At 56.9% G+C, this 24,594-nt stretch carries 20 protein-coding genes and 1 tRNA gene; 10 read left to right on the plus strand and 11 right to left on the minus strand.

Going from position 1 to position 24,594, the window contains the following annotated elements; all coding sequences use genetic code 11:
• The first annotated feature begins 8 nt into the window (after positions 1-8).
• Positions 9-485 (plus strand): cyclic pyranopterin monophosphate synthase MoaC, encoded by a 477-nt coding sequence (gene moaC / locus ATK06_RS10115; protein ID WP_048380534.1) that lies wholly within the window; start codon positions 9-11, stop codon positions 483-485.
• 21 nt (positions 486-506) lie between these two features.
• On the opposite strand, the gene ATK06_RS10120 is transcribed toward moaC, so the two are convergent.
• From ATK06_RS10120 to ATK06_RS10135, 4 genes are read right to left on the minus strand one after another with little or no spacing between them, the layout of a single operon-like run.
• Positions 507-1,553 carry a ThiF family adenylyltransferase gene (locus ATK06_RS10120; protein ID WP_231913492.1) on the minus strand — a complete coding sequence of 349 codons (1,047 nt, stop codon included), beginning with the start codon at positions 1,551-1,553 and terminating at the stop codon, positions 507-509.
• Entirely contained in the window at positions 1,550-2,011 is a 462-nt protein-coding gene (locus tag ATK06_RS10125) for a molybdenum cofactor biosynthesis protein MoaE (RefSeq protein WP_083986073.1), read from the minus strand. Before ATK06_RS10125 ends, ATK06_RS10120 begins: the two co-directional genes overlap by 4 nt.
• Positions 2,007-2,552, minus strand: a complete 546-nt coding sequence (locus ATK06_RS10130) for a MogA/MoaB family molybdenum cofactor biosynthesis protein (RefSeq protein ID WP_083986075.1) — start codon at positions 2,550-2,552, stop codon at positions 2,007-2,009. The genes ATK06_RS10125 and ATK06_RS10130 overlap by 5 nt, the downstream gene beginning before the upstream one ends.
• A gap of 10 nt (positions 2,553-2,562) precedes the next feature.
• On the minus strand, positions 2,563-3,828 hold the full coding sequence (locus ATK06_RS10135) for a molybdopterin molybdotransferase MoeA (RefSeq protein ID WP_098389295.1): 1,266 nt from the start codon (positions 3,826-3,828) through the stop codon (positions 2,563-2,565).
• A 51-nt stretch (positions 3,829-3,879) separates the two neighbouring features.
• Between ATK06_RS10135 and ATK06_RS10140 the strand changes: the two genes are divergently transcribed.
• The 4 genes from ATK06_RS10140 to ATK06_RS10155 all read left to right on the plus strand — a co-directional run bounded on the left by ATK06_RS10140 (position 3,880) and on the right by ATK06_RS10155 (position 7,567).
• A complete protein-coding gene (locus ATK06_RS10140; RefSeq protein ID WP_048380694.1) occupies positions 3,880-4,137 on the plus strand; it encodes a MoaD/ThiS family protein in 258 nt (85 codons plus the stop codon).
• Positions 4,138-4,252: 115 nt separating this feature from the next.
• Positions 4,253-5,116: a molybdate ABC transporter substrate-binding protein gene (modA, locus tag ATK06_RS10145; RefSeq protein ID WP_098389296.1), complete on the plus strand. Its 864-nt coding sequence runs from the start codon at positions 4,253-4,255 to the stop codon at positions 5,114-5,116.
• A 142-nt stretch (positions 5,117-5,258) separates the two neighbouring features.
• Positions 5,259-7,232, plus strand: coding sequence for an ATP-binding cassette domain-containing protein (locus ATK06_RS10150; RefSeq protein WP_098389442.1), 1,974 nt, complete (start codon positions 5,259-5,261; stop codon positions 7,230-7,232).
• A 261-nt stretch (positions 7,233-7,493) separates the two neighbouring features.
• A tRNA-Arg gene (locus ATK06_RS10155) sits at positions 7,494-7,567 on the plus strand.
• Between the two features lie 65 nt (positions 7,568-7,632).
• Here ATK06_RS10155 and ATK06_RS10160 read toward each other — a convergent pair.
• Positions 7,633-7,830, minus strand: a complete 198-nt coding sequence (locus ATK06_RS10160; protein ID WP_048380530.1) for a PspC domain-containing protein — start codon at positions 7,828-7,830, stop codon at positions 7,633-7,635.
• 149 nt (positions 7,831-7,979) lie between these two features.
• Positions 7,980-8,474 carry a MarR family winged helix-turn-helix transcriptional regulator gene (locus tag ATK06_RS10165; RefSeq protein WP_098389297.1) on the minus strand — a complete coding sequence of 165 codons (495 nt, stop codon included), beginning with the start codon at positions 8,472-8,474 and terminating at the stop codon, positions 7,980-7,982.
• A gap of 183 nt (positions 8,475-8,657) precedes the next feature.
• On the opposite strand from ATK06_RS10165, the gene ATK06_RS10170 reads away from it, so the two are divergent.
• On the plus strand, positions 8,658-9,188 hold the full coding sequence (locus ATK06_RS10170; RefSeq protein ID WP_048380526.1) for a YceI family protein: 531 nt from the start codon (positions 8,658-8,660) through the stop codon (positions 9,186-9,188).
• A gap of 94 nt (positions 9,189-9,282) precedes the next feature.
• Here ATK06_RS10170 and ATK06_RS10175 read toward each other — a convergent pair whose 3' ends face one another.
• The 4 genes from ATK06_RS10175 to ATK06_RS10190 are packed head-to-tail and all read right to left on the minus strand — an operon-like array spanning position 9,283 to position 17,198.
• Complete coding sequence (locus ATK06_RS10175) at positions 9,283-11,907, minus strand: AAA family ATPase (protein WP_083986049.1); 2,625 nt, start codon at positions 11,905-11,907, stop codon at positions 9,283-9,285.
• A gap of 14 nt (positions 11,908-11,921) precedes the next feature.
• Positions 11,922-13,061, minus strand: a complete 1,140-nt coding sequence (locus ATK06_RS10180; protein WP_048380522.1) for a metallophosphoesterase family protein — start codon at positions 13,059-13,061, stop codon at positions 11,922-11,924.
• Positions 13,062-13,121: 60 nt separating this feature from the next.
• Entirely contained in the window at positions 13,122-14,084 is a 963-nt protein-coding gene (locus ATK06_RS10185; RefSeq protein ID WP_048380520.1) for a hypothetical protein, read from the minus strand.
• Between the two features lie 3 nt (positions 14,085-14,087).
• Positions 14,088-17,198, minus strand: a complete 3,111-nt coding sequence (locus ATK06_RS10190) for a DEAD/DEAH box helicase (protein WP_098389298.1) — start codon at positions 17,196-17,198, stop codon at positions 14,088-14,090.
• Positions 17,199-17,476: 278 nt separating this feature from the next.
• On the opposite strand from ATK06_RS10190, the gene putP reads away from it, so the two are divergent.
• From putP to ATK06_RS10205, 3 genes are all read left to right on the plus strand, one after another.
• The gene (gene putP / locus ATK06_RS10195) at positions 17,477-19,042 is read left to right on the plus strand and encodes a sodium/proline symporter PutP (RefSeq protein ID WP_048380518.1); all 1,566 of its coding nucleotides are present in this window, start codon (positions 17,477-17,479) and stop codon (positions 19,040-19,042) included.
• Between the two features lie 289 nt (positions 19,043-19,331).
• The gene (locus ATK06_RS10200; RefSeq protein ID WP_231913491.1) at positions 19,332-19,733 is read left to right on the plus strand and encodes an HNH endonuclease family protein; all 402 of its coding nucleotides are present in this window, start codon (positions 19,332-19,334) and stop codon (positions 19,731-19,733) included.
• Between the two features lie 113 nt (positions 19,734-19,846).
• A complete protein-coding gene (locus tag ATK06_RS10205; protein ID WP_048380517.1) occupies positions 19,847-20,347 on the plus strand; it encodes a hypothetical protein in 501 nt (166 codons plus the stop codon).
• Positions 20,348-20,464: 117 nt separating this feature from the next.
• Here the strand turns inward: ATK06_RS10205 and ATK06_RS10210 are convergent, their stop codons facing one another.
• A complete protein-coding gene (locus ATK06_RS10210) occupies positions 20,465-22,492 on the minus strand; it encodes a DEAD/DEAH box helicase (RefSeq protein ID WP_048380515.1) in 2,028 nt (675 codons plus the stop codon).
• A 501-nt stretch (positions 22,493-22,993) separates the two neighbouring features.
• Between ATK06_RS10210 and ATK06_RS10215 the strand changes: the two genes are divergently transcribed.
• Positions 22,994-24,577, plus strand: coding sequence for a cytochrome ubiquinol oxidase subunit I (locus ATK06_RS10215; RefSeq protein WP_098389299.1), 1,584 nt, complete (start codon positions 22,994-22,996; stop codon positions 24,575-24,577).
• Positions 24,578-24,594: the final 17 nt, after the last annotated feature.

Consider the following 24,594-nt stretch of genomic DNA (forward strand, 5'->3'; position numbering starts at 1 on the left):
GAGAATTCATGGAATTTACACACCTTAATGCCGCCGGTGACGCCTACATGGTTGATGTCACCGCAAAGACACCAACGGTGCGCGAGGCAACAGCTATCGGAGAGGTCGCCTGCTCACCCGAAGTCATGCAGGCACTTCGCGACGGCACCGTCCCTAAAGGCGATGTCCTCGCAGTAGCCCGCGTCGCCGGCATTGCAGCTGCAAAGAAGGTTCCCGAACTTCTCCCCCTGGCCCACACCATCGGAGTGCATGGTTGTGCGGTGGACCTAGAGCTTCACGACGACCACGTGGCAATCTCGGCAACCGTGCGCACTGCAGAACGCACCGGTGTGGAAATGGAAGCGCTGACGAGCGTTTCCGTTGCTGCCCTGGCAATTATCGACATGGTCAAAGGCGTTGACCGCTCCGCATACATACGCCGGTGCGGAATCGTCGCAAAGTCGGGTGGCCGCTCCGGCGACTGGTCTCGCGAGTTACCGCGCTAACAGCCCGGCGCGACTGCTTCCCTAGTGCTGGGAGATCCAGCGCTGGTATCCCCCACGGTAGGATTTCATTCCGCGAAGTCCCTGCTGCTCCCATATATCCATGGCGGCTAGAGAGCGAACCCCGCCGGCGCAATACACCACCACGGGTTGATCGTCGGGGAGCTCTGGGATTGCTCCGCGCTGCACCGCGGAAAGCGGGAAGTTGAGGGCGCCGGGTATGGCCCCTGTGGCGAATTCGAAGGGCTCGCGGACGTCGATAAGCACAGCACCTTCAGGGATAGTATCCACTTCGCGCAGGCTCGCCGGATCCATCACTGGCCCATGCTCGCGGATGTGCTCAGCGACTGCTGGCTCAGCCGACAGTGGGATGTATTCCCAGCTACCAGTCATGGCGTCAAAATATCCAAGCTTTCCCACCAGTGGCGTGCCCACTCCAGAGAGCAGCTTCAGCGCTTCGAGCGCCATCGCGGAGCCGGTAATACCCACAAGCGGACCTAATACGCCAGCCTGCGCGCACGAAGGAACGGAACCCGGTGCCGGCGGGTTGGGGAAAATATCCTCGTAAACTGGTCCATGGCCTGCCCAGAACACAGACAGTTGTGATTCAAACCCTAAAATCGAGGCCCACACATGCGGGATTCCAAGCCGCGTGCATGCCCACGACGCGATATGCCGGGTAGCAAAGTTATCCGCGCCATCGAGAACAACATCGGCGTCTTCAAGAACGTGTAGTGCGTTGGCCTCCGTCAGGCGGCCCGCATAAGTACGCACGTGAATGGTCGGGTTTAAAGCGAGCATCTGCTCGCGTGCGGAATCTACTTTGAGCGTTCCCACCGCGGCATCGGTGTGGATTACTTGGCGGTGCAGGTTGGTCACGTCCACGGTGTCGTCGTCGATGACCGTAATCGTCCCGACGCCTGCTCCCGCTAGGTATAGCAGCGCGGGTGAGCCTAAGCCGCCGGCGCCGATGACGGCCACGTGGGCGTCGAGAAGCTTCTCTTGGGCCTGTGTGCCGAAGCCGGCGAGTGTGGTTTGGCGGAGGTAACGGTGTGCTTGTTCGTTGTTCACTCCAGGCCCACCCACTGCGCGGAGCCGTCGAGGAGTTCCTGTTCTTTCCAGATTGGGACCTCTGCTTTAACTGCGTCGGCGACCGCGGAGCACGCTGCAAACGCGTCACCGCGATGGGCACTTGCTACGAGCACCAGAAACGCGATCTCTCCGATGGTGAGCGGACCGGTGCGATGTGCCACCCACATGCGGGTATTCGGATGCTCCGCAGAAATCCGGGCCACCACGGCCTCAATCTCTTGTTGGGCACTCGGATGGGCTGTGTACGTCAGATTTTTCACACGCTGACCGCCATCATGGTCGCGCACAATCCCCTCGAACGTCACCAAAGCGCCCATGGCTTCTGTGACCGTAGCGGAACGAGCCTCTCCCTGGAGCTCCTCCAGCGGCTGCGTGGTCATCCGGGCAGAAATGACCTTGCCCGTCTGTTCCGCTACATAAGCGGGATCATTATTAATGCTCATGCGATCCTTCCAACATGTCGCATAGGTGTCCAATAATCGGTTCCAAAATAGCGCACCCATCTTTTACAGCTCCTTTGGAGCCAGGGAGCGCCATAACAAATGAGTTGCCCACTGTACCTGCCACGGCGCGCGAAACAACTGCCATCGGGGTCGATTCCACACCCTTAGCAAAGAAAGCGTGTGCGATCCCGGGCAGTTCGCGATCAAGGTGTGGAGTGATGGCCTCTACGGAACGGTCGTCGGGGGTCACACCAGTGCCGCCGGTCGTGATAATCACGCGGGGCAAGTCCTTACGTGTAGGGCTTGCCAGTAGGTCTTCCATGTAGGTTTCCATGTCCGCATCGGCCACCAGGGTGGCATCGGGACACTCGAAGCCTAGCCTGCGGAAGAACTCCACGAGCACCGGGCCGGTCTGGTCCTGGTATTCACCTGCTGCCGCTCGCGTAGAGGCAACGATGACCAGGGCGCGACGCTGCGGCCGCGTGTCATGGGAATGTATGTGTTCGCGGTGGTGACTATGGGTGTGTTCAGACATAGTGCCCATGCTAGCGCGGAAGTTTCAGCACCTTCACGGTCTCGCCGGCAGCGAGATCAGCGTGCGACGGAACAACAAGCAGGCACGTGGCTTCGATAGCCTGCAGCAGTAAGTGGGAACCTGGGCCACCGAGCGGGCGGACCATGACATGCCCGTGGTCATCAACCCAGTGCACGCCTCTGCGGAGCTGCTCGCGATGATCGCTCAAACCGGTGACGGGCTCCGCCAAAATAGCAGTCTGCTCCTCGACGTCCACGGCTGCCGTTTCCTCGGCCGCACCGACGGAAACCCGGATGTACTGCTGCACACTTGGACCAACGAAACGCCGGAAACTGACCAGCGTGGATATAGGATTTCCGGGCAAGCATATGACCGGGACACCGCTGTAGGTCCCCAGCCCCTGTGGCCCACCTGGCTGCTGGGTAACGTGCCCAAACCAGCCACCTGCAGGTTCCAGCAACTGCCGGATGACTTCAAAACGGCCGTGGCTAATTCCACCCGAGGTGACGATGAAATCCGGGCGATGTTCGGCGATGGCAGCGTCGACATCACGTCGTAGCTCCTCGAGGTCGTCGTTCGTGCGCAGGCGTCGCACGGTCTCTATACCCCAGGCGCGTGCCAGGGCTTGGAGCATCGGGCCGTTAGAATCCGGGATGGATGCGGGGCCAGGGGCATCGGTGATTTCTTTACCACCAGTGGTGAGCAGAACCCGCGGGGTAGACGCCACGGAGACAGTGCGCACACTTTGTCCGAGCAAGGCTGCCAGCAGCACAGGGCCAACAACGGTCCCAGCCGCCGCAATCACGGAACCAGCCGCCACATCTGAACCTTGTGCACGCACGAACTGCCCTGTAGGGGTCTGCGGAACGTGTACCCGTGCTGGCTCCAAAGCCTCTGCCTCATCAAAAGAAGGCGGTGTGCATTGTTCCACCGGTACGATAGCCACAATCTCTTCTGGGACACGCGCACCTGTCATGATCGGCAGGACAGCGTGCGGGTCGGCGTCCGTAATCACTTCGCTGGGATCGACACCAGCGGCGATCGTGGCACCTACGGGGAACTCGCCACCACCAAGGTGCTCCTCGCGGAGCCCGTAACCATCCATCTGTGAATTTGGAAAAGGTGGCGAATCGACATTCGCGACGACGTCGTGAGCCAAAATTCTGCCCACAGAATCAAGGACTGCAACGTCTTCTGTGCGTACTGTCATCGCGTCCTGTAAGACGGCCGCGATTTCTGCAAGATGCTCCTGGGCACGTCGCGCGCTCTCTGCCATTACTGCCTTCCTTTCATAACACCTATATATCAGGGTACCGTGGGGCCCATGATTGACGTGCATTATTTCGCAGCAGCTCGCGCGGCTCGGGGCGTAGCTCACGAGTCCGTGGACGGCACTTTTTCTACCCTTCACGACTTGCTCGAGCACCTCGCTGCCCACAACGACGGCACCACCGACGCTGGGATGAACCTCAAGGACATCTTTGCGCGCTGCAGCTTTCTTATCGACGGCACACGTCAACCCCCAGAAGCCTCCCTTGATGAAGCTCACCGCGTAGATATCTTGCCACCGTTCGCTGGAGGATAAATTTTCTACGGTAATTCACACGCAATTATGTGACTTTGCCAATGGGCACATGCAATCCCACATGTACCCGAGTACACTTGTGAGATATCAGTGATCCAACTTTGAAAGGTTACGTATGTCTCTGAAGCGCGTACTCACCGCTACCGTTGCTGCTTCCGCAGCGTTCGCACTTGCAGCATGCTCCCCTTCTAATGAGAAGGACTCCACCGCATCGTCTACTGCAACTACCTCCGCAGCAGACAGCACCGCGGCTGAGCAGGCTACCGAAGCAGTGGACCTGAACGTCCTGGCCGCCTCATCCACGCGTGTCCTAGAAGACGACTTCACCGAGGACGCACTCACTCTCGAACTACCTGCAAACTTGACCTTCGACTTCGATGGTTCTTCCGGCCTGGTTTCCAAGATGGAAGAGGGCGCTCCAGCTGACTTGTTCATCTCCGCTGACAAGCGCAACATGGACAAGGCAGTAGAAAAGGGCCTAGTTCTGGACCCCGTAAACGTTGCAACTAACTCCATGGTCATGGTCGTGCCAAAGGGCAACCCGGCCGGCATCACCGGTGTAGATGAGTCCCTGAACGGCGCAAAGCTCGTTCTGTGCGCACCACAGGTCCCCTGCGGTGGCGTATCCCAGAAAATCCAGGAAGATCTGGGCGTTTCCCTGCAGCCCGTTTCTGAAGAGCAGAAAGTCGGCGACGTTCTGACCAAGGTTGTCTCCGGCGAAGCTGACGCAGGATGGGTCTACCGCACCGACGCAGCAGCTGCTGGCGATGATGTCGAAATCATCGAAATCCCTAACGCTGACCAGCACCCGAACGAGCTGTGGGCAGCAGTTGCCGCTAACTCCGAGAACAAGGAAGCCGCAGACGGCGTTCTGCGCCTGATTGCTTCCAACGCTTTCAGCCCAGTGTGGGAGAAGTACGGCTTCTCGGCTGTCTCCACCAACGAAGTTGCTCCCACCACGACGGCCGCTAAGAACTAAGTAGCGCCCCCAGATCTAACTTCACGTAACGCGTGTGGCTGTAGCTCCCTCCCAGGGGCTGCAGCCACAGTTGTGTGTACACCTCACCTCCACCCACTTTTTCGTGTACTTCCTTCAATCCACTACGACGAATCGTGCGCGCATGAAAACTGAAGAAAACACTGCAGAAATAAAAGCCATTCCGCCCCGCCCGGCGCCATCCCGCATCCCGTCAGCGTGTGTGGTTCTCGGCATTATTGGCGTCATCATCATCGTGGGCCCACTCATTGCGCTTGGCTTCCGCGTACCGTGGGATCGCCTCGGAGAGATTCTCACCGAGGAAGACACCATCACCATGCTCAAGGTCACCTTGTATGCGGCCTTCCAGTCAACAGTGATCACCACGCTCATTGGCGTGCCGCTTGCGGTGTGGACAAACCACACGCGACGCGGCGGTCGTGTCATCCGCCTCCTTGTCATGCTTCCGCTCGCCATGCCCCCGGTCGTCGGTGGTCTAGCACTGACGGCTGCGGTAGGACGCCGTGGTTATACCGCTCCCATCTTGGATGCCTTGGGCATCGAGTTCGCATTCGCATTTCCGGGTGTGGTCTTGGCGCACATCTTCGTCTCATTACCTTTCGTCGTGGTTTCGGTAGACTCCGCGCTGCGCCAGATTGACCGTGAGATTCTTGCGTCCGCGGCGAGCGTGGGGATGAAGCCCGCCGCAATCTTGTTCAAAATCACGCTGCCAGCGATTGCCCCTGCGATCGCTACCGGCGCCGGCCTTGCATTTGCTCGCTCTCTGGGCGAGTTCGGCACGACCATCACCTTCGCGGGTTCCATGCCGGGAATCACGCGCACCATGCCGCTGGGCATCTACCTAGAGCGCGAGATCGATTACGACCGTTCGTATGTGCTTGCCGCCATCCTGATCGCCCTGGCAGTGACCATCATTGCACTGTCTATGCTGCCGGCCGCATTAAAGAAAAAGCACACGCCACGTCCAGCAGTGATTGGTGAGTTAGACACCCAGCGCATGCGCGACCTGACCCGACCTGAAACTGGCGGGAAGGAAGTATCCATCACCACGTTGGGCGCAACGACCGTGTTCCCCGCGAATCATGTCACAGCTGTTGTGGGCCCGAATGGGTCAGGCAAAACCACCATGAGCGGTCTGATTGCTGGGCGCCTCCGAGGAGCCGAAGTCCGCGTTGGCGATACACCTGTCGACGGACCATCTGTGCCCTACGTCTCCGCACACGACCGTGGCATCGTCTTGCTTACCCAACGTCCCGGCCTGCCGCACACCGCAACTGTTTCAGAAGCCGTGACCATGGCTTCTGGTTCACAGGAACTGACTGCGGAGCTTCTCGACGCCTCCGGCCTGAATGCCCTAGCAAACACACCTGTGCCCGCTCTTTCCGGCGGCCAGGCTGCGCAGGTCGCACTGGTACGAGCTCTTGCCGCACGGCCGTCGGTTCTCATTTTGGATGAGCCCCTGGCTGCCGTCGACGTGGCTTCGACCGCACGCTGGCGTCGCGTTTTACGCGCTACGAGCGCGGACCGCACCACCATTGTGGTCACCCACGACTCTGTGGATATTGCCGGCTTGGCCGATTCTGTCGTAGTCCTCGAAGAAGGTCGCAGCGTGGCACACGTGGGTACGCAAGAATTCTTCGTGCTGCCTCCGACGACCTTCGCATCCAGGCTGGCCGGCATTAACCGGCTGTGGGGTTACGTTTCGGAGGTCTCCGGTGACGGTGCAGTGACCGTCGTGAGTGAACATTCCTTGACCGCAGTGGGCTTTGCTGAAGAACCACTTACTGCGGGTGCCGAGGCCGTGGTCACCTGCCCCCCTTCCGACATCACGCTTCGCCTACCGGTCGCCGACTCGCCTGTGGAATCCGCGCGCAACGTGTGGACCGGCACGGTGCTTTCTGTAGACACGATGCCTGCCGAATTTGGCGCTGGCGCGCACGCGGTCGTGACGGTGGATGTCGGAATGACGTCTATTACTGTTCCGGTGACCTCGCAAGCTTTGGTTGATCTGGACCTGGAACCAGGCGATAACGTCGAATGCCTGGTCAAAGCCATGAATGTGAAAATTCATCCACGAACCATCACCGCGAATACCTAACCCACACAGCGACCCTATAGGAGCGTCGGGCCACGATGAACCATGGCCGTGCTCGGCCGAGCTCCTCTGGCCCAACGACGTTTCTAAAGAGCCCTTCCAAGCAAGCCCCCCCCCCGTTTTCCAGTGGTGCAACCGGCCCCGCCCAAGTAGGCGTAGTTAATAGAGCACGTGACGACGTCATCGTGGACTACCTACGCCCAGCACTCAGGGTGATTCGTGGTTGCCCCAACGCGGGTGCTATAGTATTCCGCGTTGCCTTAAGTCTCCGTAGCTCAGTGGATTAGAGCATTGGTTTCCGGTACCAAAGGTCGCAGGTTCGAATCCTGTCGGGGACACTTTTGTGAAGCACCCTCCCACCACAATGATTGTGGTGGGAGGGTGCTTCTCCGCTAGCTGAACTTTAAAACTTTGGCATAACGAGCCACAAGATCGCATAAAGCAGAATTTGTGGCCCGGGAAGGAAGAACGAGAGCACGAACAACACCCGAATGAGGGTGGAGTTCCAACCGTAGGTCTCGGCGATGCCACCACAAATGCCAGCTATCATTTTATCTGTGCTGGAGCGGTGCAATTTACGGGAAAGTGCGGTCTGAGCCATGATGGCCTCCTTAGGTGTTGCGGTTTGTTTCTACATCCCATTATTCGAGGCCACCGCTTGAAAAACATCCGGGTTTCACCCTGAGTTTTCCCTGATTCTCCCCCTTAGAGAGGCAAGGAATCTATTTTCCTTTTTCCTGCTTTACTCGTTCACACAAAGTCCCCCCCTGCGTAACCAGCGGCGCCCGGAACATTATCGACGGCCATAATTTGCTTCATGACCGTACGCATTCCGTCCAGTTGCTCAGCCGAAAGGTGATCAAAAATGAGGCGCCGCACATTTTCCACGTGCTCGGGAGCGGCATGGCGCAGGCGGCTGCGACCTTCGTCGGTAAGCGAAACCATAACCCCACGAGCGTCGCCCTCGCTCTTACACTTTGCGACGAGCCCACGACGTTCCATGCGCGTCACCTGGTGAGAGGTGCGAGAACGATCCCAATCGAGGTCAGTGCACAAATCGCGGAGCCGCAACTCTTCGTTGGGTGCTTCAGATAGTGATACGAGTACGGAAAACTCGGAAGAAGAGAGGTTCTGCCCCATCTGGAGTGTTTCATCCAGACTGCGGTCAATTTTTCGGCTGGCGGCCAGCATGAGACGCCATAATCCTTGTTCTTCTTCATTGAGCCATCGCGGAGTTGTTGACATGCTTGCAAGTTTATACGTAGGTTAATTTAAACCCCGCATTAGGGCTTTAAACTGCACGTTTCCAAGTTTAAGAAAGATACTTTCCCGCATTTGTTGACACGTAAACATATCGGTGTATAGTGGTTAGCGTACACATCAACAAAAGGGAATGTCCCGGACGTTCCCACATTGAAAGGAAATATTATGGCTAACTTGACTGGTACCTGGAACTTGGACCCTGCACACACCAATATTGGTTTTACTGCTCGTCACGCGATGGTGACCAAGGTGCGCGGCAATTTCGCAGAATTCTCCGACAAGATTGTTATCGGCGAGGACATCAAGGACTCCACCATCGAGGTTGCTATCAAGACTGCTTCCGTTGACACCGGCAACGCTGATCGCGATGCTCACGTCCACGGAGAAGACTTCTTCGACGTCGAGAAGTACCCGGAGATGACCTTCAAGGCAACGTCCATCGACATCGATGGCAATGAAGGCACCATCACTGGCGACCTGACGATTAAGGAAACCACCAAGCCTGTCACCCTGGACGTGGAAATCTTCGGTGTCGAGGAAGACCCATTCGGTAACACCCGCGCAGGTTTCGAGGCAACCACCCAGATCAACCGCACTGACTTCGGTGTTGACTTCCAGGCTCCACTGAAGTCTGGTGGCATGCTCGTCTCTGAGAAGATCACCATCGAAATCGAAGGCTCTGCTATCAAGGCTTAAGCCAGGAAACGTGAGGCAACTCGCGTGAGGAGCGTGTAGCCTCCTCTCTTTCCCAATGCCGTGGGCGCACTACCATGCGTCCACGGCATTGTTTTTACTTGGAACGCAATAGTGACATCGGGTAATCGTGTTTATTGGCCACAGCATCGAAGCGCTCTGGCACGCACGTCAGAACAAAGACTTGCCGTTTCTTACCCAGGCGGTTCACCATCATGGCCATATCGTTGAGCCTGCCGGTATCGGTGTTTCCTAGAGCATCATCGATGAACACCGGAACTGGGCTGTCACTGCTGCCGTCTGCAAGCTTGGCCACAGCAAACCGTGACAACAACATGAGCTGTTCTTTCGCACCTCCAGACAAATCACCCACTGGCACCGTGCGGTCTCCTTGCGTGCGTTCCACGATCCGCAAAGTGTCATCGAGGTTGAAGCGAACGTCCGCACCGAAAATCGGTTGCGCCATTTCTTGGAGAGCATCCGCGAAAGGCTGTGCGTATCGCTGACGTGCTGCATCTTGATGCGCCCGTAACGTCGTTCGGAGTACCTTGGCAGCGTTCGCTTGGCGGCGGATTGAGTTCAGCTTCGCTTCCGCTGCCGCGTAACGGTCTTCTGCTTGGGCTTGGCGCTCCTCTGCACCCTCCGCTTGTTCAATGCGTCCTTGATACTGGTTAACCGTGTCGCGGGCATCCTGGATGCGTTGTCGAGCGGCCTTCAATTTAGCCTCGGCAGCCTCATAGCGATCCTCCGCTTCTTGTGGCTGCATTTCTTTATAAGCCACCTCAATTTCCTGCAGAGCTGCACGGGAAGCTTCCAGATTGCGCTCGGCTACCGCAACCCGCTGAGCAAGAGATTCCTCATCAGATTCTTTTTCCATGGCCTGGAGCTGTGCAGACACACGTTCACATTCCTGTACCGCAAGTTCATGGCGTGCGTTGGCTTGAGTCAGCGCTGATGCAGCCTTTTTCTCAAGCCAGGGTTCCCGTTCTTTCTCTGCTGTACGCAGAGTTAACGTGGCCGCCCGGTGTACTTCCTCGAGCTCGCTGACTCTTTTTTCCACAGCATCCGCGGTCTCTTTGGGTTCGGGCCTTCCGTTCCAGTGCTGTTCCAACTCAGCGCATCGTTGACGGGCTTGGGGCACATCTATGTCCCCGACAGCGTCGGAATAGGCTTTCTGCGCTTGGTTGAGCGTTTCTTCCGCGGTTTCCGTTGCAGAACGCCGTTCGTAGGCTTCATCGAGAGAAAGGAGGTGTGCTTTTTCTAATGCTCGCTTCCATTGGGTACGGGCATCGTCAAGCTCGTCGCGCACCGTGGTAGAACTGTTTTTACCTGGAGAAAATATCGCCGTAACGTCACCTATGTGAATTGTGCTTCCGGCATTCAGGTGCACGTTGGGCTTGTCTGCAGCCTCGTAGGTTTCCCCGTCAACGGTAATGCGCCCCTCACCTGTGAATTCCAGGGTTGCCTGTGCCGCCTGCAGAACTGCACGCGCCACCTCGACTGTGGCGTGTAGTTTCTCCAGGTTCGCTAAGTCTTTCTTCGATAAAGGATGCTCGGGCATTGCGCTTCTCGCGGCAGTAATTGCTTTTTCAGCCTCATCGATCTGCGCAATCCGTTGCCGTAGATTTTGGAATTCTGCGAATTCTACAACGCTCTTGAGTGTCTTCTTCTCCACGTCAAGTTCCTGGTAGGCGCGATCTTCTGCCTCACGTGCCTCCGCCACACGCTGTGCCAGTTCTGTGATCTTGACTGCTTCTTTATCTGCAGCTTCTTGTGCCTCAACGAGTGCGTCATGTGCTCGCTGTACAGCTTCGCTCCGAGCTTTCTCTTCCGCCTTTAGCGCATCAAGGCGATCTTGCTCAGAGCGAACGTACTTTACTTTCTCCTGAGCTTGATCAACGCCACGTCGGGCTTTTTCGAGCTCTTCAATTATTGCCTTTGCTTTCTCTACAGCGTGAAGTGCATTGTCGCGCGCTGCTACGAGGCTAGGCTCGTTTTTCAGATTGAGTTCGATGGTCTCATGTGCACGTTCAACCTCTTGGACAAAAGTGCGTAAATCTTTCACTTCCGCCACGGCAGCGTCTTGAGCAGCTAGCGCTGCAGCGTGCTCGGATTCAGCGCGATCTAACTCCGAAGATTTTTTCACCTGCCCCTTTGCTGTGTAGTACTTGCCATATTCTTCTTCGACAGCGCGCATGAGGTCGTCGTCAGAGCTAGCAAAGTAATCCGCGTCGCCACCAGTCTGACTATTCAACGCCTTTTCCAGCGAAGGGATACCGACAGCCGCTAACTCTGGGTCTAATTCATCCTGGCTAATAAAGAGCTTGTCCAACAGGTTCCGGTCAACGTTGTTTTCTAGAATCTGCTGCAGCTCATTGTCTGCTTCACGGTCAACATACTGTGCTGGTCGCGGAGCTGTAAGGTGCAGCCGCGAAGCAGCTGCTTTTAACCAGCGCTTCTCTATGGTGAAGGTATACTCCCCTACCGTCGCACGCAGTTTCACTGTCGGAGCCACGGACTGCCCTACCGGTTGTATGGCTTTGATTTCTTTTTTCTTTGTGTGGTGCGGTTCAGTAAGCGCGCGCGAAATAGCTTCGAGCACCGTGGATTTACCCTGCTCATTATCACCACTAATCACAAAGACGCCTGTCTCCGGCAATTCTTCGAGGGTGAGGTGGGTGATTCCGCGGAAATTTTCAATCTCCACACTATGAATAATCATCTTCTATTCCCCTTTTACGCCTTAACCGCCGAGCCGAGCCGGAAAAGCAAGTTCACTGCGTCTGTTTCTCCCGCTTCGATAAGTTCGTTCAAAGCGTCAGCAGCAAAGCCCTTCAAGCCCAGGTTCTCTAGATCTTCGTCACCCGGTTCCAAATGCAATTGCATAAGCCGTTGCCGCGGATACAAAGCGGCAAAAATTGGACTAAGGCTCTCCAATCCGGCCTCTAACTTGTGCATCTCTGCCACATTCACTGTGCCGTGCAACGCGTACTTAATTACCGTGCGTTCCTTATTCTCGTAAGCGCGCAGTTCATCAAGGAAACTATCCACGTCTGATTCAGAGTTAATATCGCGCGTCAGGGCTTCGAAAATCCATACACCCACCGGCAGCTTTTCCACCGAAACAGCTGCTTGGCGAACGCCATCTTTTTCAACTTCCACCACGAGGACATTGCCGGAATCTATTTCCCCGCTGCGAGCGTCAGGGTCCATATAGTCCGTAGTTTCGGGTGCCCCTGAAAACCACACCGCTCCCGATTCCGACACATCAGCGGTACTGTGCGAGTCCCCGAGTGCTACGTAATCAAAAGCCCCTGCCCTAAGCGGAGCTTCTAATGCTGCGACATCGATGTAATCAGCAGTTTGCTCCTCACCGAAACGGACTGCCTGACCATGGCCTAATACAATGCGTATATCCGAACTAGGCGCCAGGTCGGATACTGCGCGCGCAACAAGATCGTCGGCAGCATGCCGCGCTAATAGCGGTGCCCCCACGACATACACACCTGGTTTTACTTCAACAGGATCGGAGTCTGCTACACAATGCAATGGTGCTCCAACTTCAGCAACGATGCCTGCAACAATAGAGCCGGCGACTAAAGGATCATGGTTTCCCGGAAGAATATATGTGGGCACGGGCAGCGAACGCAGAGCATCGACGGCACGTCCACGCGTGCGGGCGCTGACCGAGTTGTACTCAAAGGTATCGCCGGCCATCACAATGAATTCGCAGCCTTGCTCCGCGGCTATTTCTCCTATTCGGTGAATAGCGGTGATGCGGGCGTCGTCGAAACGCGCCTGAGCATCCGGATCAAGAAAGCTACGCGTCATCCCGATCTGGGCATCTGATGTGTGCAGGAATTTTGTTGTCGTCATAGTTCTATGTCTAGCAAAAGCCCCCGACATCAGCAGCTGCTGTGTTCGAACACCTGGAAATTAGGAGTCTTGGCCCGTCAACACATCGTAGAGTTCTTCGATGTCGGCTACGGCACGCAACTGCTCCACAGAGGTGTAGGAAACTAGGCGCATCGCCTTATGCAGCAAGTCGATGTCTGACTCTTCAATTGCAGGGCTTACCTTGGGGTTAGGTAGGGAGGGAAAAGGTCGGCCAGCCCAAAACCGTTCACCGCGCGAAGCCGCAGCTTCCTGACCGATGGATTCTGCGGCCCTAGTCAACGATTCTTCCAGTTGAGAAATATCGAGCCCACGCAGAGAAAAAACCACGTGCGGATCCGTCGACATGCGTTGGGCGGCCACATCAGCAACCGCTACTGCGTGCTTGCATACGATCGTTGGGTCTGGGCAGTCGCACGCAGTGGTGACGTCGGTAGCCTCGTCGCCCAAAAGAAGATCCAGTAACTCAGGGGGCAACTCGCCGTGTTCAGCGCGGGCCAGCCCATTGGGCAACTCCGCGATGGTGCGGGTAATTCGTTCTACGTCCGATGCGTCGCGGTAGGGCAAATTAAGCGCCACGTGGAAGGGCTCATTCTGCGATCCCGCGACTTGGGCCTCAATCCTGCCCAGAAGTATCTGTAGGCCCAGCACGCGTCCATCGGCGGCGTAGCTGCGGCCGCGCCCGATGCGCCCCTGGTCTGTTTGAGAGGTCACCAGGTTAAACAGGCGTTCACCAGCTGGTTGAAAGGTGATGCGGCCACGCTGTTGTTTCCGCTCGTTAGGCTTTGCCTTCCCCGCTGCCACCAGGCGCGCAAAATCAACTCCTGAGTAAACATCGCGCGAAGTCTTTACCTGGCGCAGGTTAGGAGTTTCCTCGCCGTCTCCCTGCTCGCCGGCCACTTCACGAGAATCCCGTTGCTCAGGAGCTGGAGGTTTGGGTACACGCGTGCGCTTTCCAAAATCCGCGTAGATAACGTTGTCGGTGTCGTCGTTATGCTGTGCCATGCGCTATTCCTCCTCTCGATAACTCATCAATTGAGCCAGCTGGTCAGGGTTCAATTCGGTGATCCAGCCTTCACCGACCCCAACTACTGTCCCGGCAAGCTGCGTCTTTCCGTCCAGAATATCTTGGATGGATTCCTCCATCGTGCCCTTCGTCATCATCTTGTAGACACGGACATCCTTATCCTGGCCGATACGAAAAGCACGGTCGGTTGCCTGATTCTCCACCGCGGGGTTCCACCACCGGTCCATGTGCACCACGACGTTCGCAGCCGTGAGATTCAGGCCCGTACCGCCAGCCTTCAGGGACAAAATCATGGCAAGCGGACCGTCTGGGGACTGGAAGCGTTCCACCATGGCGTCGCGAGTTTTCTGGGAGACACCGCCGTGGAGGAATGGAATCTCCGTACTGAAGCGTTCTTCTAGGTATGGCTGCAGCATGTCGCCGAAGGCCTTGTACTGGGTAAAGATGAGCATGCGCTCACCATTGTTGACGGCGTCGTCGAGAAGCCGTACAAGTTCTGCGACTTTTCCCGAACGGTGGCGCCCACGCTGAGTGATGGAAGAACCGTCGGCCAAGAAATGCGCCGGGTGATTACAAATCTGCTTGATACGTGTCAGAGACGCCAAGACCAGGCCCCGGCGCGCCATACCTTCGCGGCGTTCCAACTGCTCCTGAATGTTGTCCACGTACGCTTGGTAGAGCGCAGCTTGCTCAGGTGTCATACTGACGGTGAACACTTCTTCGGTCTTTTCCGGTAGGTCGGAGATAATTGTCGGATCGGTCTTCACGCGTCGCAGAATGAAGGGGGCGGTGAGGCGTCGTAGAGTTTCCATGGCGTGCTCGTCGCCGCCTACTTCGATAGGTTTTGCAAAGCGGTTACGGAAGAAAGATGCTGACCCGAGCACTCCCGGGTTCGTGAAGTCCAAAATCGACCGCATCTCACTGAGCTTGTTCTCCATTGGGGTACCCGTGAGCGCAATACGATGACGTGCAGGAATAGAGCGCACTGCCTTGGAGGATCGGGTTGCCGAGTTCTTGATGTGCTGCGCTTCGTCGAGAACAACGTGATCCCAGTCCACCTTGCTGAGAGTGGCAAAGTCGCGTGCGACGACGCCGTACGAGGTAATCACCACGTCGTATTCAGCCGTGGCCTCTACGAATTCCTTGCCGCTGAGCCTTCCACTTCCGTGGTGCATCAATACTTTGAAGTCGGGCACAAATTTTGTTGCTTCGCGCTTCCAGTTTCCCACGACTGACGTCGGAACCACGACCAAAGTAGGCCCTTCTTTTTCCCCTCGGGCGTGTTCAACTGCCAGCATGGTCAAAAGTTGCAAGGTTTTGCCCAGGCCCATGTCGTCGGCGAGGACTGCGCCGAGCCCGGCCCGGGACATGGCATAGAGCCAGTCCACGCCCCGGCGTTGGTATTCGCGCAAAGAGGCGTGCACGGTATCAGGGAGCTCTACTCTGCTGGGTGCCGGCGGCTCTGCACCGCCGAGGAGCGACGCGTACCAAGTGGAGCCAGTGAACTCCACGGGGGTTAAGGCGACTGTTTCCAGTGCCAAGGCGCGTAGGTCCTCGACAGTTACTTGTCCGCCGGTGGCGTCGCTGTTGAACTTTTCGCGTTGTTGCTCGAGTTCTTTGGCTAATTCCTGCCAAGCGGGGTCGTCTACAGCCTTGAGCCTTTCGACTTCTGCCGCCATGCTGGCTAGTTTCTCGCGCCAGCGTTTGCGGGAAGTCTTCTTAAGCTTCTCCATGTAGGCCGTGATATGGGAGACCGCCTGGGTATCCGCCATCACCCAGTTGCCACGCACCTTGATAAGCCCACTCTTGGATTCGATGAGGGCTTGCATTTCCGCCGGAGTGAGTCTGGTCCCGTCAACGGACACGGACCAGTCGTATTCCACCAGCGTGTCTAGGCCAACTTTGCTGACAGTTGGACTTTCAGCCGGGTCAGAATCCGTGGCGGCGTGTAACGCCGCGGTTGTTTCTGCGGTGGCCCACGATTTAGGCAGCAAAACGGAGATGCCGGCCTTTTTCAGGCGCGGCGCGTCTTGGGATACGAACTGCACGATTTCATCGCTGCTTAAGTACACGTCCCAATCACCGGCAACGTCTTCCCCGATGAGGTGGGCGATGGGATTGCCCTGGAACTGAACTTTGTATAGCTTGCTCTGGCCATTGACGGAGGCGTCGAGAAGCGGTGCAGTCTTTACTGCTTTGTGCAGTGCAGTTTCCAAGGTCTGGCGGCTTGACCAGTCCAGGATGGAGACATCGACAGGACGTGGGGCGGAGCCTCCAGTCCGGTAACGCACGCGGACTGGCCACAGGGCATCGCGCGGGTCGACGGGGTTGTCGTCATCGTTGCCCGGGGCCTCCACCATGATGACTAGCTCGAGGTCCGCAGCTGTGATGGAATTTTTCCAATCATTGAGCCGATTGAGAAGACCCGTGACCTTACGTTTCAGCGGTTCGGAGTGCAACAGCGCAGACACGAACGGATGCCAGTCACTCGACCTCGGTGTGTCGCGCACGTCTTCGAGAGTACGCACTGCAATCCAATGTGGCAGGGTTTCCGATATGTCTTCACCGAGATTGCGGTTGTTGATTGTCAGAATTCCAGGCGCAGCTGCAACCATCTGTGCGACCCATGACCGTTCCGGTAGCCCGGGGGCAAGCTGGAACTGTGGCCACCATTGATCGTCGATGTACGCCAGTTTGATAGTCACTCTGCCGGCGTCGACAAAGCGGTTGAGACCCGCATACATGCGGATGAGCCACAGCAGATCCGGGGCAATAGATTCCCGCTGCGCTTTTTTAATGGCGGGATTATCCTCCCCGAGGACGGTGAGCTGGCCTAAAAATTCAACGGCTTGCTCGGGCGTGTACGCCGCGGTTGGGATGGTGAGCGCAACTTCGCGCCCTTTGGGGGTGCGCAACGTGGCCCGCAACCGGTGGCGGAAGGTGGTGCGCTGCAACAGCGCCTCCACTGTGGCAGGGAAAGTCCCTTCCGGGACGGTGTCGGGCAGAACTACGCGGTGCCCGTCTACCTGCTCAATCCATAGGTGCAGTCCGGAATGCTGCACCCACAGTCCATGCAGGAGGTAAGAGGCCATAAGGACCGTTCTACCATTTTTTCGACGATGGTGCTTAAGCCAAGAAAACTTGTTTCCACCGCCGGCAATCATGGGAATAAGTCCCTATGCTCTATACTTACTTTTCACGTCTTGCCAGCTGTGTGAATCACACAACACCCATTCTCGGGGGCTGCTTGTCGACGACCATCCGGTGATAACCGGACCCCCGTAGCCTTACCCCACTTTGGGGTGTGGCCCGGCGTGGGTAACGCAACCACACCGACTAAAAACCGAAAAACCGAAGAACAAGGAGCGCCATGACAGAAACTACGTGGTTTGTCATTGCCATCATCATTTATATGTTCACGATGTTGGGCATCGGCTTCTGGAGTTTCCGAAAGACCGAAAAATATGATGACTACGTCTTGGGCGATCGTGGCCTGAACCCGTTTGTCGCCGCGTTGTCTGCTGGGGCTTCGGATATGTCCGGCTGGTTGCTCATGGGGCTGCCAGGTGCTTTGTTTGTTTCTGGCCTTTCGGAAATGTGGATGGCCGTCGGCCTGCTGTGCGGAAGTTTCGCGTCGTGGACGCTCATTGCCCCGCGTCTGCGGGCTTATTCCGAGGTGTCCAGTAACTCTTTAACGCTGCCGAGCTTTTTTGAAAATCGCGTGCGCGATTCGTCGCGTATGGTGCGCATCGTCGGTGCAGCGATCATCATCATTTTCTTTGTTTTCTACGTGTCCTCCGGCATGGTCTCCGGCGGCCGTTACTTCGAAGCCACCTTCGGCGGGGACTATCTCACCGGCATGCTCATCATCGCGGCAGTCACTGTGGCCTACACGTTCTTCGGAGGCTTCCTTGCGGTGTCGTACACAGATGTCGTGCAGGGTTTGATCATGTTCCTGGCGCTCATCGTGGTTCCCGCCATGGCCCTGATCGCTCTCGATGATCCTTCCGATATCCTCACATGGCCAACATCACAGGACTACGGCCCGTGGACCGATGGCGTGGGCAATCCGGAATTCTGGTCAATCTTCAGCGGGGTCTCCGCAGCTGCGATTATTGGTAACTTGAGCTGGGGCTTGGGCTACTTCGGCCAACCACACATTGTGGTCCGGTACATGGCACTGCGTACCCCTGGTGAAGCTAAGCGGAGCCGTACTATCGGCGTCTCCTGGATGGCATTCTGCCTGTTAGGCGCGCTCGCAACCGCAGTTGTGGGCACCGTATTCTTCGGCCAAAACCCCGACATCATGGTCACCGATCAGAAGAACTTTGAAACCATCTTCCTGGACATGGGTCGAATCCTCTTCCACCCACTGATCGCAGGCCTGGTTCTTACCGCGGTCCTCGCTGCCATCATGTCCACCATGTCTTCCCAGCTACTTATCGTCTCCTCCTCTCTGGTAGAGGACTTGCTGAAGATTTGGAACAAGCGCAATCTGTCCGAGCACCTGCTGGTTAACCTGTCCCGCACCGCGGTCTTCGTGGTCGCTGTGATTGCAGCGCTCTTTGCGTTCAACCCCAACGATTCCATATTGGGCCTCGTGGCCTTTGCCTGGGCCGGCTTCGGTGCAGCCTTCGGACCTCTCATGATTTTTGCGTTGTACTGGAAGCGCCTCAACGCACCAGGTGCGATCGCAGGCATGGTTGTTGGTGCAGCCGTGTCTTTCGCCTGGGGTATGTCCCCACTGTCTGACGCGCTGTATGAAATGGTGCCGGCATTCCTTGCTTCGTGCATTGCCATCGTGGCGGTCAGTCTTGCAACTAAGGAACCCAACCGCACCATTACCGACGAGTTCGATCACGCTATCTCGCTTGCCCGTGCATCAGCACGGGAGCCGAATGCTGACTTCACCACGCTGGCCAAAGAGACGTCGTAAAGCGTCTTAAAAGGAACCACCCGCCCACGTTGGAACGTCTACGTTATGTATGCAGACTTCCTTCCCAGTGCGGGTGGTTTCTTTCTGGGCGCTGTGCCTCCTGACTGTCATCGCTGTTACCAGCACGGCTGGCCCCCTACTGAGACCACGGCCGGCGTTGCCGCGCCCAGCTCCCGTTTTAGAGCAGACTCTCCCCCACGTCCGTGAGGTTCCGCAGAGAATGTCCGTCATCGGGTACGAACGCGAACACTTCGGCGCCTGGGCGCCCGCTATCCCCGAGGGATGCCCTATGGGGAACACACGCGACGTCATGCTGCTCGAATCATTCCCACAAGAATCATGCACTCCGAAGGGGCTTATCGACGACCCCTACGACGGAGGCCCAATCTCACCACACGATACGGACATTGACCACATCTTTCCCCTTTCCGCCGCCTGGGACATGGGAGCTCATTCGTGGACACCTGAGCAAAGACGCGCGTTTGCCAACGACCCCTCCAACTTGGTCGCAGTCTCCAGCTCAGCGAATAGGCAGAAAAGCGACAAGCTGCCCGCAGAGTGGATGCCAAGCAGCCGTGGCGCGCGATGTTGGTACGCACGCAGGGTCAGTTACATCGCTTACTCCTACGACCTCGAACTCACAAAAGCAGATAAACGGGTAATGGAGTCAGCCTGTCGGTTGATTTTCTAGAGTGCATATCAACATTTGCTTATTTCTCGCGTACAGTATGCAAGGTACATTTTCAACGCCGCGCGCCTCACTGCACTCCGGGGCACGCGGACAACGAAAGGCACACGTTTCCCGTGAATACTGTTCTTCTTATCCTGCACGTGCTTACTGCCGTCCTCTTCTTGGGGCCGGTCACTGTGGCAACGTCTACATTCCATACCCACGCAATGAAAGTCCGCGAAGGCAGCCCCGACGCTGTACACGCAGCGGGCGCGGCCAAGGTAATGCACAAGATTACTAATGTCTACGGAATCCTGTCGCTGCTCGTGCCAATGTTCGGTGTGGCCATCATGTTCACCGATATGGGCCTCTACTTCCGCGATGGTCGCTACCACCTGTCCATCGGGTTGGCCATCATCGCGTGGGCTCTGCTGTTCTTCCTGATCATCCCGAAGCAGCGCACCATGATGGGGGCACTGGGCCTCAAGGAAGACTTCGAAGAAGGTGACCAGGCGTACGTGATCAACGACTGGGGCAAGGCCAAGAAGCAGCTGTCCATGTTTGGCGGAATCTTCGCTCTCCTGTGGGTTGTCATGGGTATTGTAATGTTCCTGCCACAGAACTTTGGCCTGTAATTAGTGCAAAAGTAACGCGGTGCGGCCATGATCGGCCCACCGCGTTTTCCATTCTGCATAACGGTGAACCCCTGCGCGAAAATTTTTCGCGCAGGGGTTCATGATTTTACAGCGAGATTAATCGCGCCACTGACGTCCGCCACGATCATCGCGGTCACGACCACCACGGTAGCCACCACGATCACGGTCGCGTCCGCCCCTGTAGCCACCACGTCCGCCACGATCATCGCGGTCACGACCACCACGGTAGCCACCACGATCACGGTCGCGTCCACCTCTGTAGCCACCACGTCCACCACGGTCATCGCGGTCACGACGCGGAGGGCGTCCCGTGTCTTTCTCCAAGTGGATCAACTGACCCGAAATGCGGGTATCCGCCAGACGATCAAAAACCTGCGGGTCCATATCATTCGGCAGCTCAATCAGCGAGTGATCAGCAAAAATCGAGATACGCCCGAAGTCACGCGAGTTCAGGCCACCTTCATTTGCCAGGGCGCCGACGATGGCACCCGGACGCACGTGTTGACGCTTGCCAACAGCCAGGCGGTACATCGTTTTGCCCGGTTCTGCTTCGAAACGAGAGCGCCCACCACGATCAAAGTCACGGTCGCGGCGGGGGCCACGATCGCGATCACGACGGTCATCGCGTTCGAAACGGTCACGGTCGCGGCGATCACGGCGATCCTTTGGCGGTTCCTTCATCAGGAATTCATCGCCAGCCTGCGCCTGGGTTGCCAGTGCAGCAGCAATGTCTTCCAGTGGAACGTCGTTGGCCTCGGAATATTCTTTGACCAGCGTACGGAAGATTTCCACCTGTGAGTCTTCGAGAGACTCAGTAATGGAATCAGCGAAACGCGCCTTACGGGACTCGTTGACCTCATCAACTGTTGGCAGGTCCATCTCCGTAAGCGTTGCGTTGGTCGCACGCTCGATGGAACGCAGCATGCGGCGTTCACGCGGAGTAACGAAGAGGATTGCTTCACCGGAGCGGCCTGCACGACCGGTACGGCCGATTCGGTGGACGTACGCCTCCGTGTCATTGGGGATGTCGTAGTTCAGCACATGGCTGATACGTTCCACGTCCAGACCGCGGGCGGCAACGTCGGTAGCAACCAGGATGTCCAAACGGCCATCCTTGAGCTGATCGACTGTGCGCTCGCGCTGTGCCTGGTTGATGTCGCCGTTAATCGCCGCTGCAGAGAAACCGCGTGCACGCAGCTTTTCTGCGACTTCCTCGGTTTCGTTACGGGTACGGACGAAGACGATCATCGCCTCAAACTCAGTGACCTCAAGGATGCGGGTCAGGGCGTCGAGCTTGTTGCGATGCGCGACATGCAGCCACCGCTGGGTAATGTTTGTGTTGGTACGAGTTTCCGCCTTGACGGTTACCTCAGACGGATTGTTAAGGTACTGCTTAGAAATCTTGCGGATCCCGTTCGGCATGGTTGCCGAAAACAGCGCGACCTGCTTCTCTTCCGGAGTATCCTCCAGGATGCGTTCCACGTCTTCCTGGAAGCCCATGTTCAGCATCTCGTCGGCTTCGTCAAGGACCATGAACCGGAGGCCGGAAATATCCAGCGAACCCTTTTCTAGGTGGTCAATAACGCGACCAGGGGTACCCACGACAATCTGAGCGCCACGGCGCAGGCCGGACAACTGGATGCCATAGGCCTGGCCACCGTAAATGGGCAGCACACGGATGTCACCCAAGTGGTCAGCGAAACTCTGGAAGGAGTCCGCCACCTGAAGCGCAAGCTCACGGGTCGGAGCCAGCACCAGTGCCTGGGGCGCACGGATGGAATGGTCGATGCGCGCCAGAATTGGCAGCGCAAAAGCTGCGGTCTTGCCCGTGCCTGTTTGCGCGAGACCTACAACGTCGTTGCCTTCCATCAACAGCGGAATAGTTTCCGCCTGGATAGGCGATGGGGTTTCAAATCCGACCTTATGGACGGCTGCTAGCACTTCAGATGGAAGTCCGAGGCTTTCGAAACCATTGCTTTCTGTCTTGGATTCGGAGTCGGTGGCCTCAGAAGTACTCGCATCCCTGGTGACGTCGGCGTCGACCTGCGATTGATCCTGAGTTTCCGACATATCTTGCTTCTCCGGCTCGTTCTCGCCGCCGGTTGCGATATCGGTAATGCTCATTGCGCAACCAGCTTACGCCACGCAGGCCAAAAACGTTGCATTGTCACTGAACATGGGGCCGTAGTCTGCGCTGTCACAGCAAGAAATGCGCACACGGGAGCGTGGGCCACCCCCATACTGGCGCATTGCAGCATTCTAAAGCCTAACCCTATATGTGATTCTCCTTACATACATTTGTTTCTTAGGTTTTTTCTTATGTAAAAAATCGCCACATTTGTACAACTTTAGTTTGACTTTTTAACTACTGAGTATCCAGGAACAATTCAGCACTTAATGGATACTGCCAGCATTTATAAGAATTATCACAACAGTACACCTGTCCTATTGTTGCAGGTAGGAGCCCTGCGTGGACCTTAAGAGTGGCTGACATTGCACGCGATGCAAATTCGCCTTTCCACTGCAACTCGACTTGAATATGAGACGTAAGAACTACCTGCTCTGTCGACCCGGCGTCTTCCCGTTGCCCTGGGTCCGGGTGGTTCGAGAAGGGATGAGTGGAACGTGGATGTCTTAGACATCTCACGGTGGCAATTCGGCATCACCACCGTGTATCACTATTTATTTGTGCCGCTGACCATCGGTCTTGGTCCGCTGGTCGCACTGATGCAAACATTTTGGCAAAAGACCGGGCACCCTTATTGGTACCGCGCCACCCGTTTCTTCGGAACGGTGTTCTTGGTGAACTTCGCCATGGGCGTGGCTACCGGTATCGTTCAGGAATTCCAGTTCGGCATGAACTGGTCCGAGTACTCCCGCATGGTCGGTGACGTCTTCGGCGGACCGCTTGCTTTGGAAGCACTTATTGCGTTCTTCCTCGAGTCCGTATTCTTGGGCGTGTGGATTTTCGGTTGGGGAAAGGTTCCGGGTTGGCTGCATACGTTGTCAATCTGGATCGTGGCAATTGCAACGAATATCTCCGCATACTTCATTATTGTTGCGAACTCGTTCATGCAGAACCCCAAGGGCGCTGTATACAATCCTGAGACTGGCCGTGCCGAGCTCAACGACATCGCAGCGCTGCTCTTTAATAAGACTGCTATCTACGGTTACCTGCACGCAGCAGCCGGCGCATTCCTCGTAGGCGGCACCTTCATTTTGGGTGTGAGCTGCTGGTGGTTAGTCCGCGCCAACAAACAGGCGAAGGCCGGCGGATGGCACCAGGATTCCCCAGAGGTTGCACGTCACGACATGCACCGTCCAGTTATCAAGATGGGAATCTGGGCGACCTTGCTTTCCTGCGTCGCCGTTGCTTTCACCGGTGACCTGCAGGCCAAGCTGATGTTCATCCAACAGCCCATGAAGATGGCCGCTGCTGAATCGCTGTGCCACACTCAGACGGATCCTGCGTTCTCGATCTTGTCGACGTCCACGCACAACAACTGCGAGACGGTCCAGCACCTCATCGAGGTTCCGTTCGTTCTCCCCTTCCTCGCCGAAGGTAAGTTCACAGGCGTCACTCTTGAAGGCGTTATGGAACTGCAGGAAAAGATGGAAGCCCTCTACGGTCCGGGGAACTACTCCCCTAACCTTTTCGTGACCTACTGGTCATTCCGCGCGATGATCGGCTTCATGCTCGGGTCTATCCTCCTTGTCATCTTCGCTTGGTGGTACACCCGCAAGGGCCAGGTCCTCGAGGGCAAGAAGGGGCTGTGGTTCGGTCGCCTTTCACTGTTTGCAATCGCAACCCCATTCCTCGCGAACATCTTCGGTTGGGTATTCACCGAAATGGGCCGCCAGCCATGGATCGTGCACCCGAACCCGGATTCCGTGGGCGATCCCCGCACCGAGCTCATTCGCATGACCGTTGGGGAAGGCGTCTCCGCGCACTCCGCAACCTACGTCTGGATTACCATCATCGGCTTCACCGGCCTGTACCTGGCGTTGTACATCGTCTGGTTCCTTCTTATCCGTCGTGCGGTCATTGCCGGCCCACCAGCTGAAGATGGCCCTACCGGCGACGCCGTAACCGGCTCTGGCCAGCACCCAGCCCCGGGACCAGCTACACCAGTTGCAGGCGATCAGCCTGCAGAAATCGAACCCGTCCGCTTCAGCACCGCTGCGCCGGTCATCACGGATGAGAAGTAGGAGGAAAAACAATGTTT

Origin of the sequence: Corynebacterium renale (assembly GCF_002563965.1) — a bacterium.
In the GTDB taxonomy this organism is placed as follows: Bacteria; Actinomycetota; Actinomycetes; order Mycobacteriales; family Mycobacteriaceae; genus Corynebacterium; species Corynebacterium renale.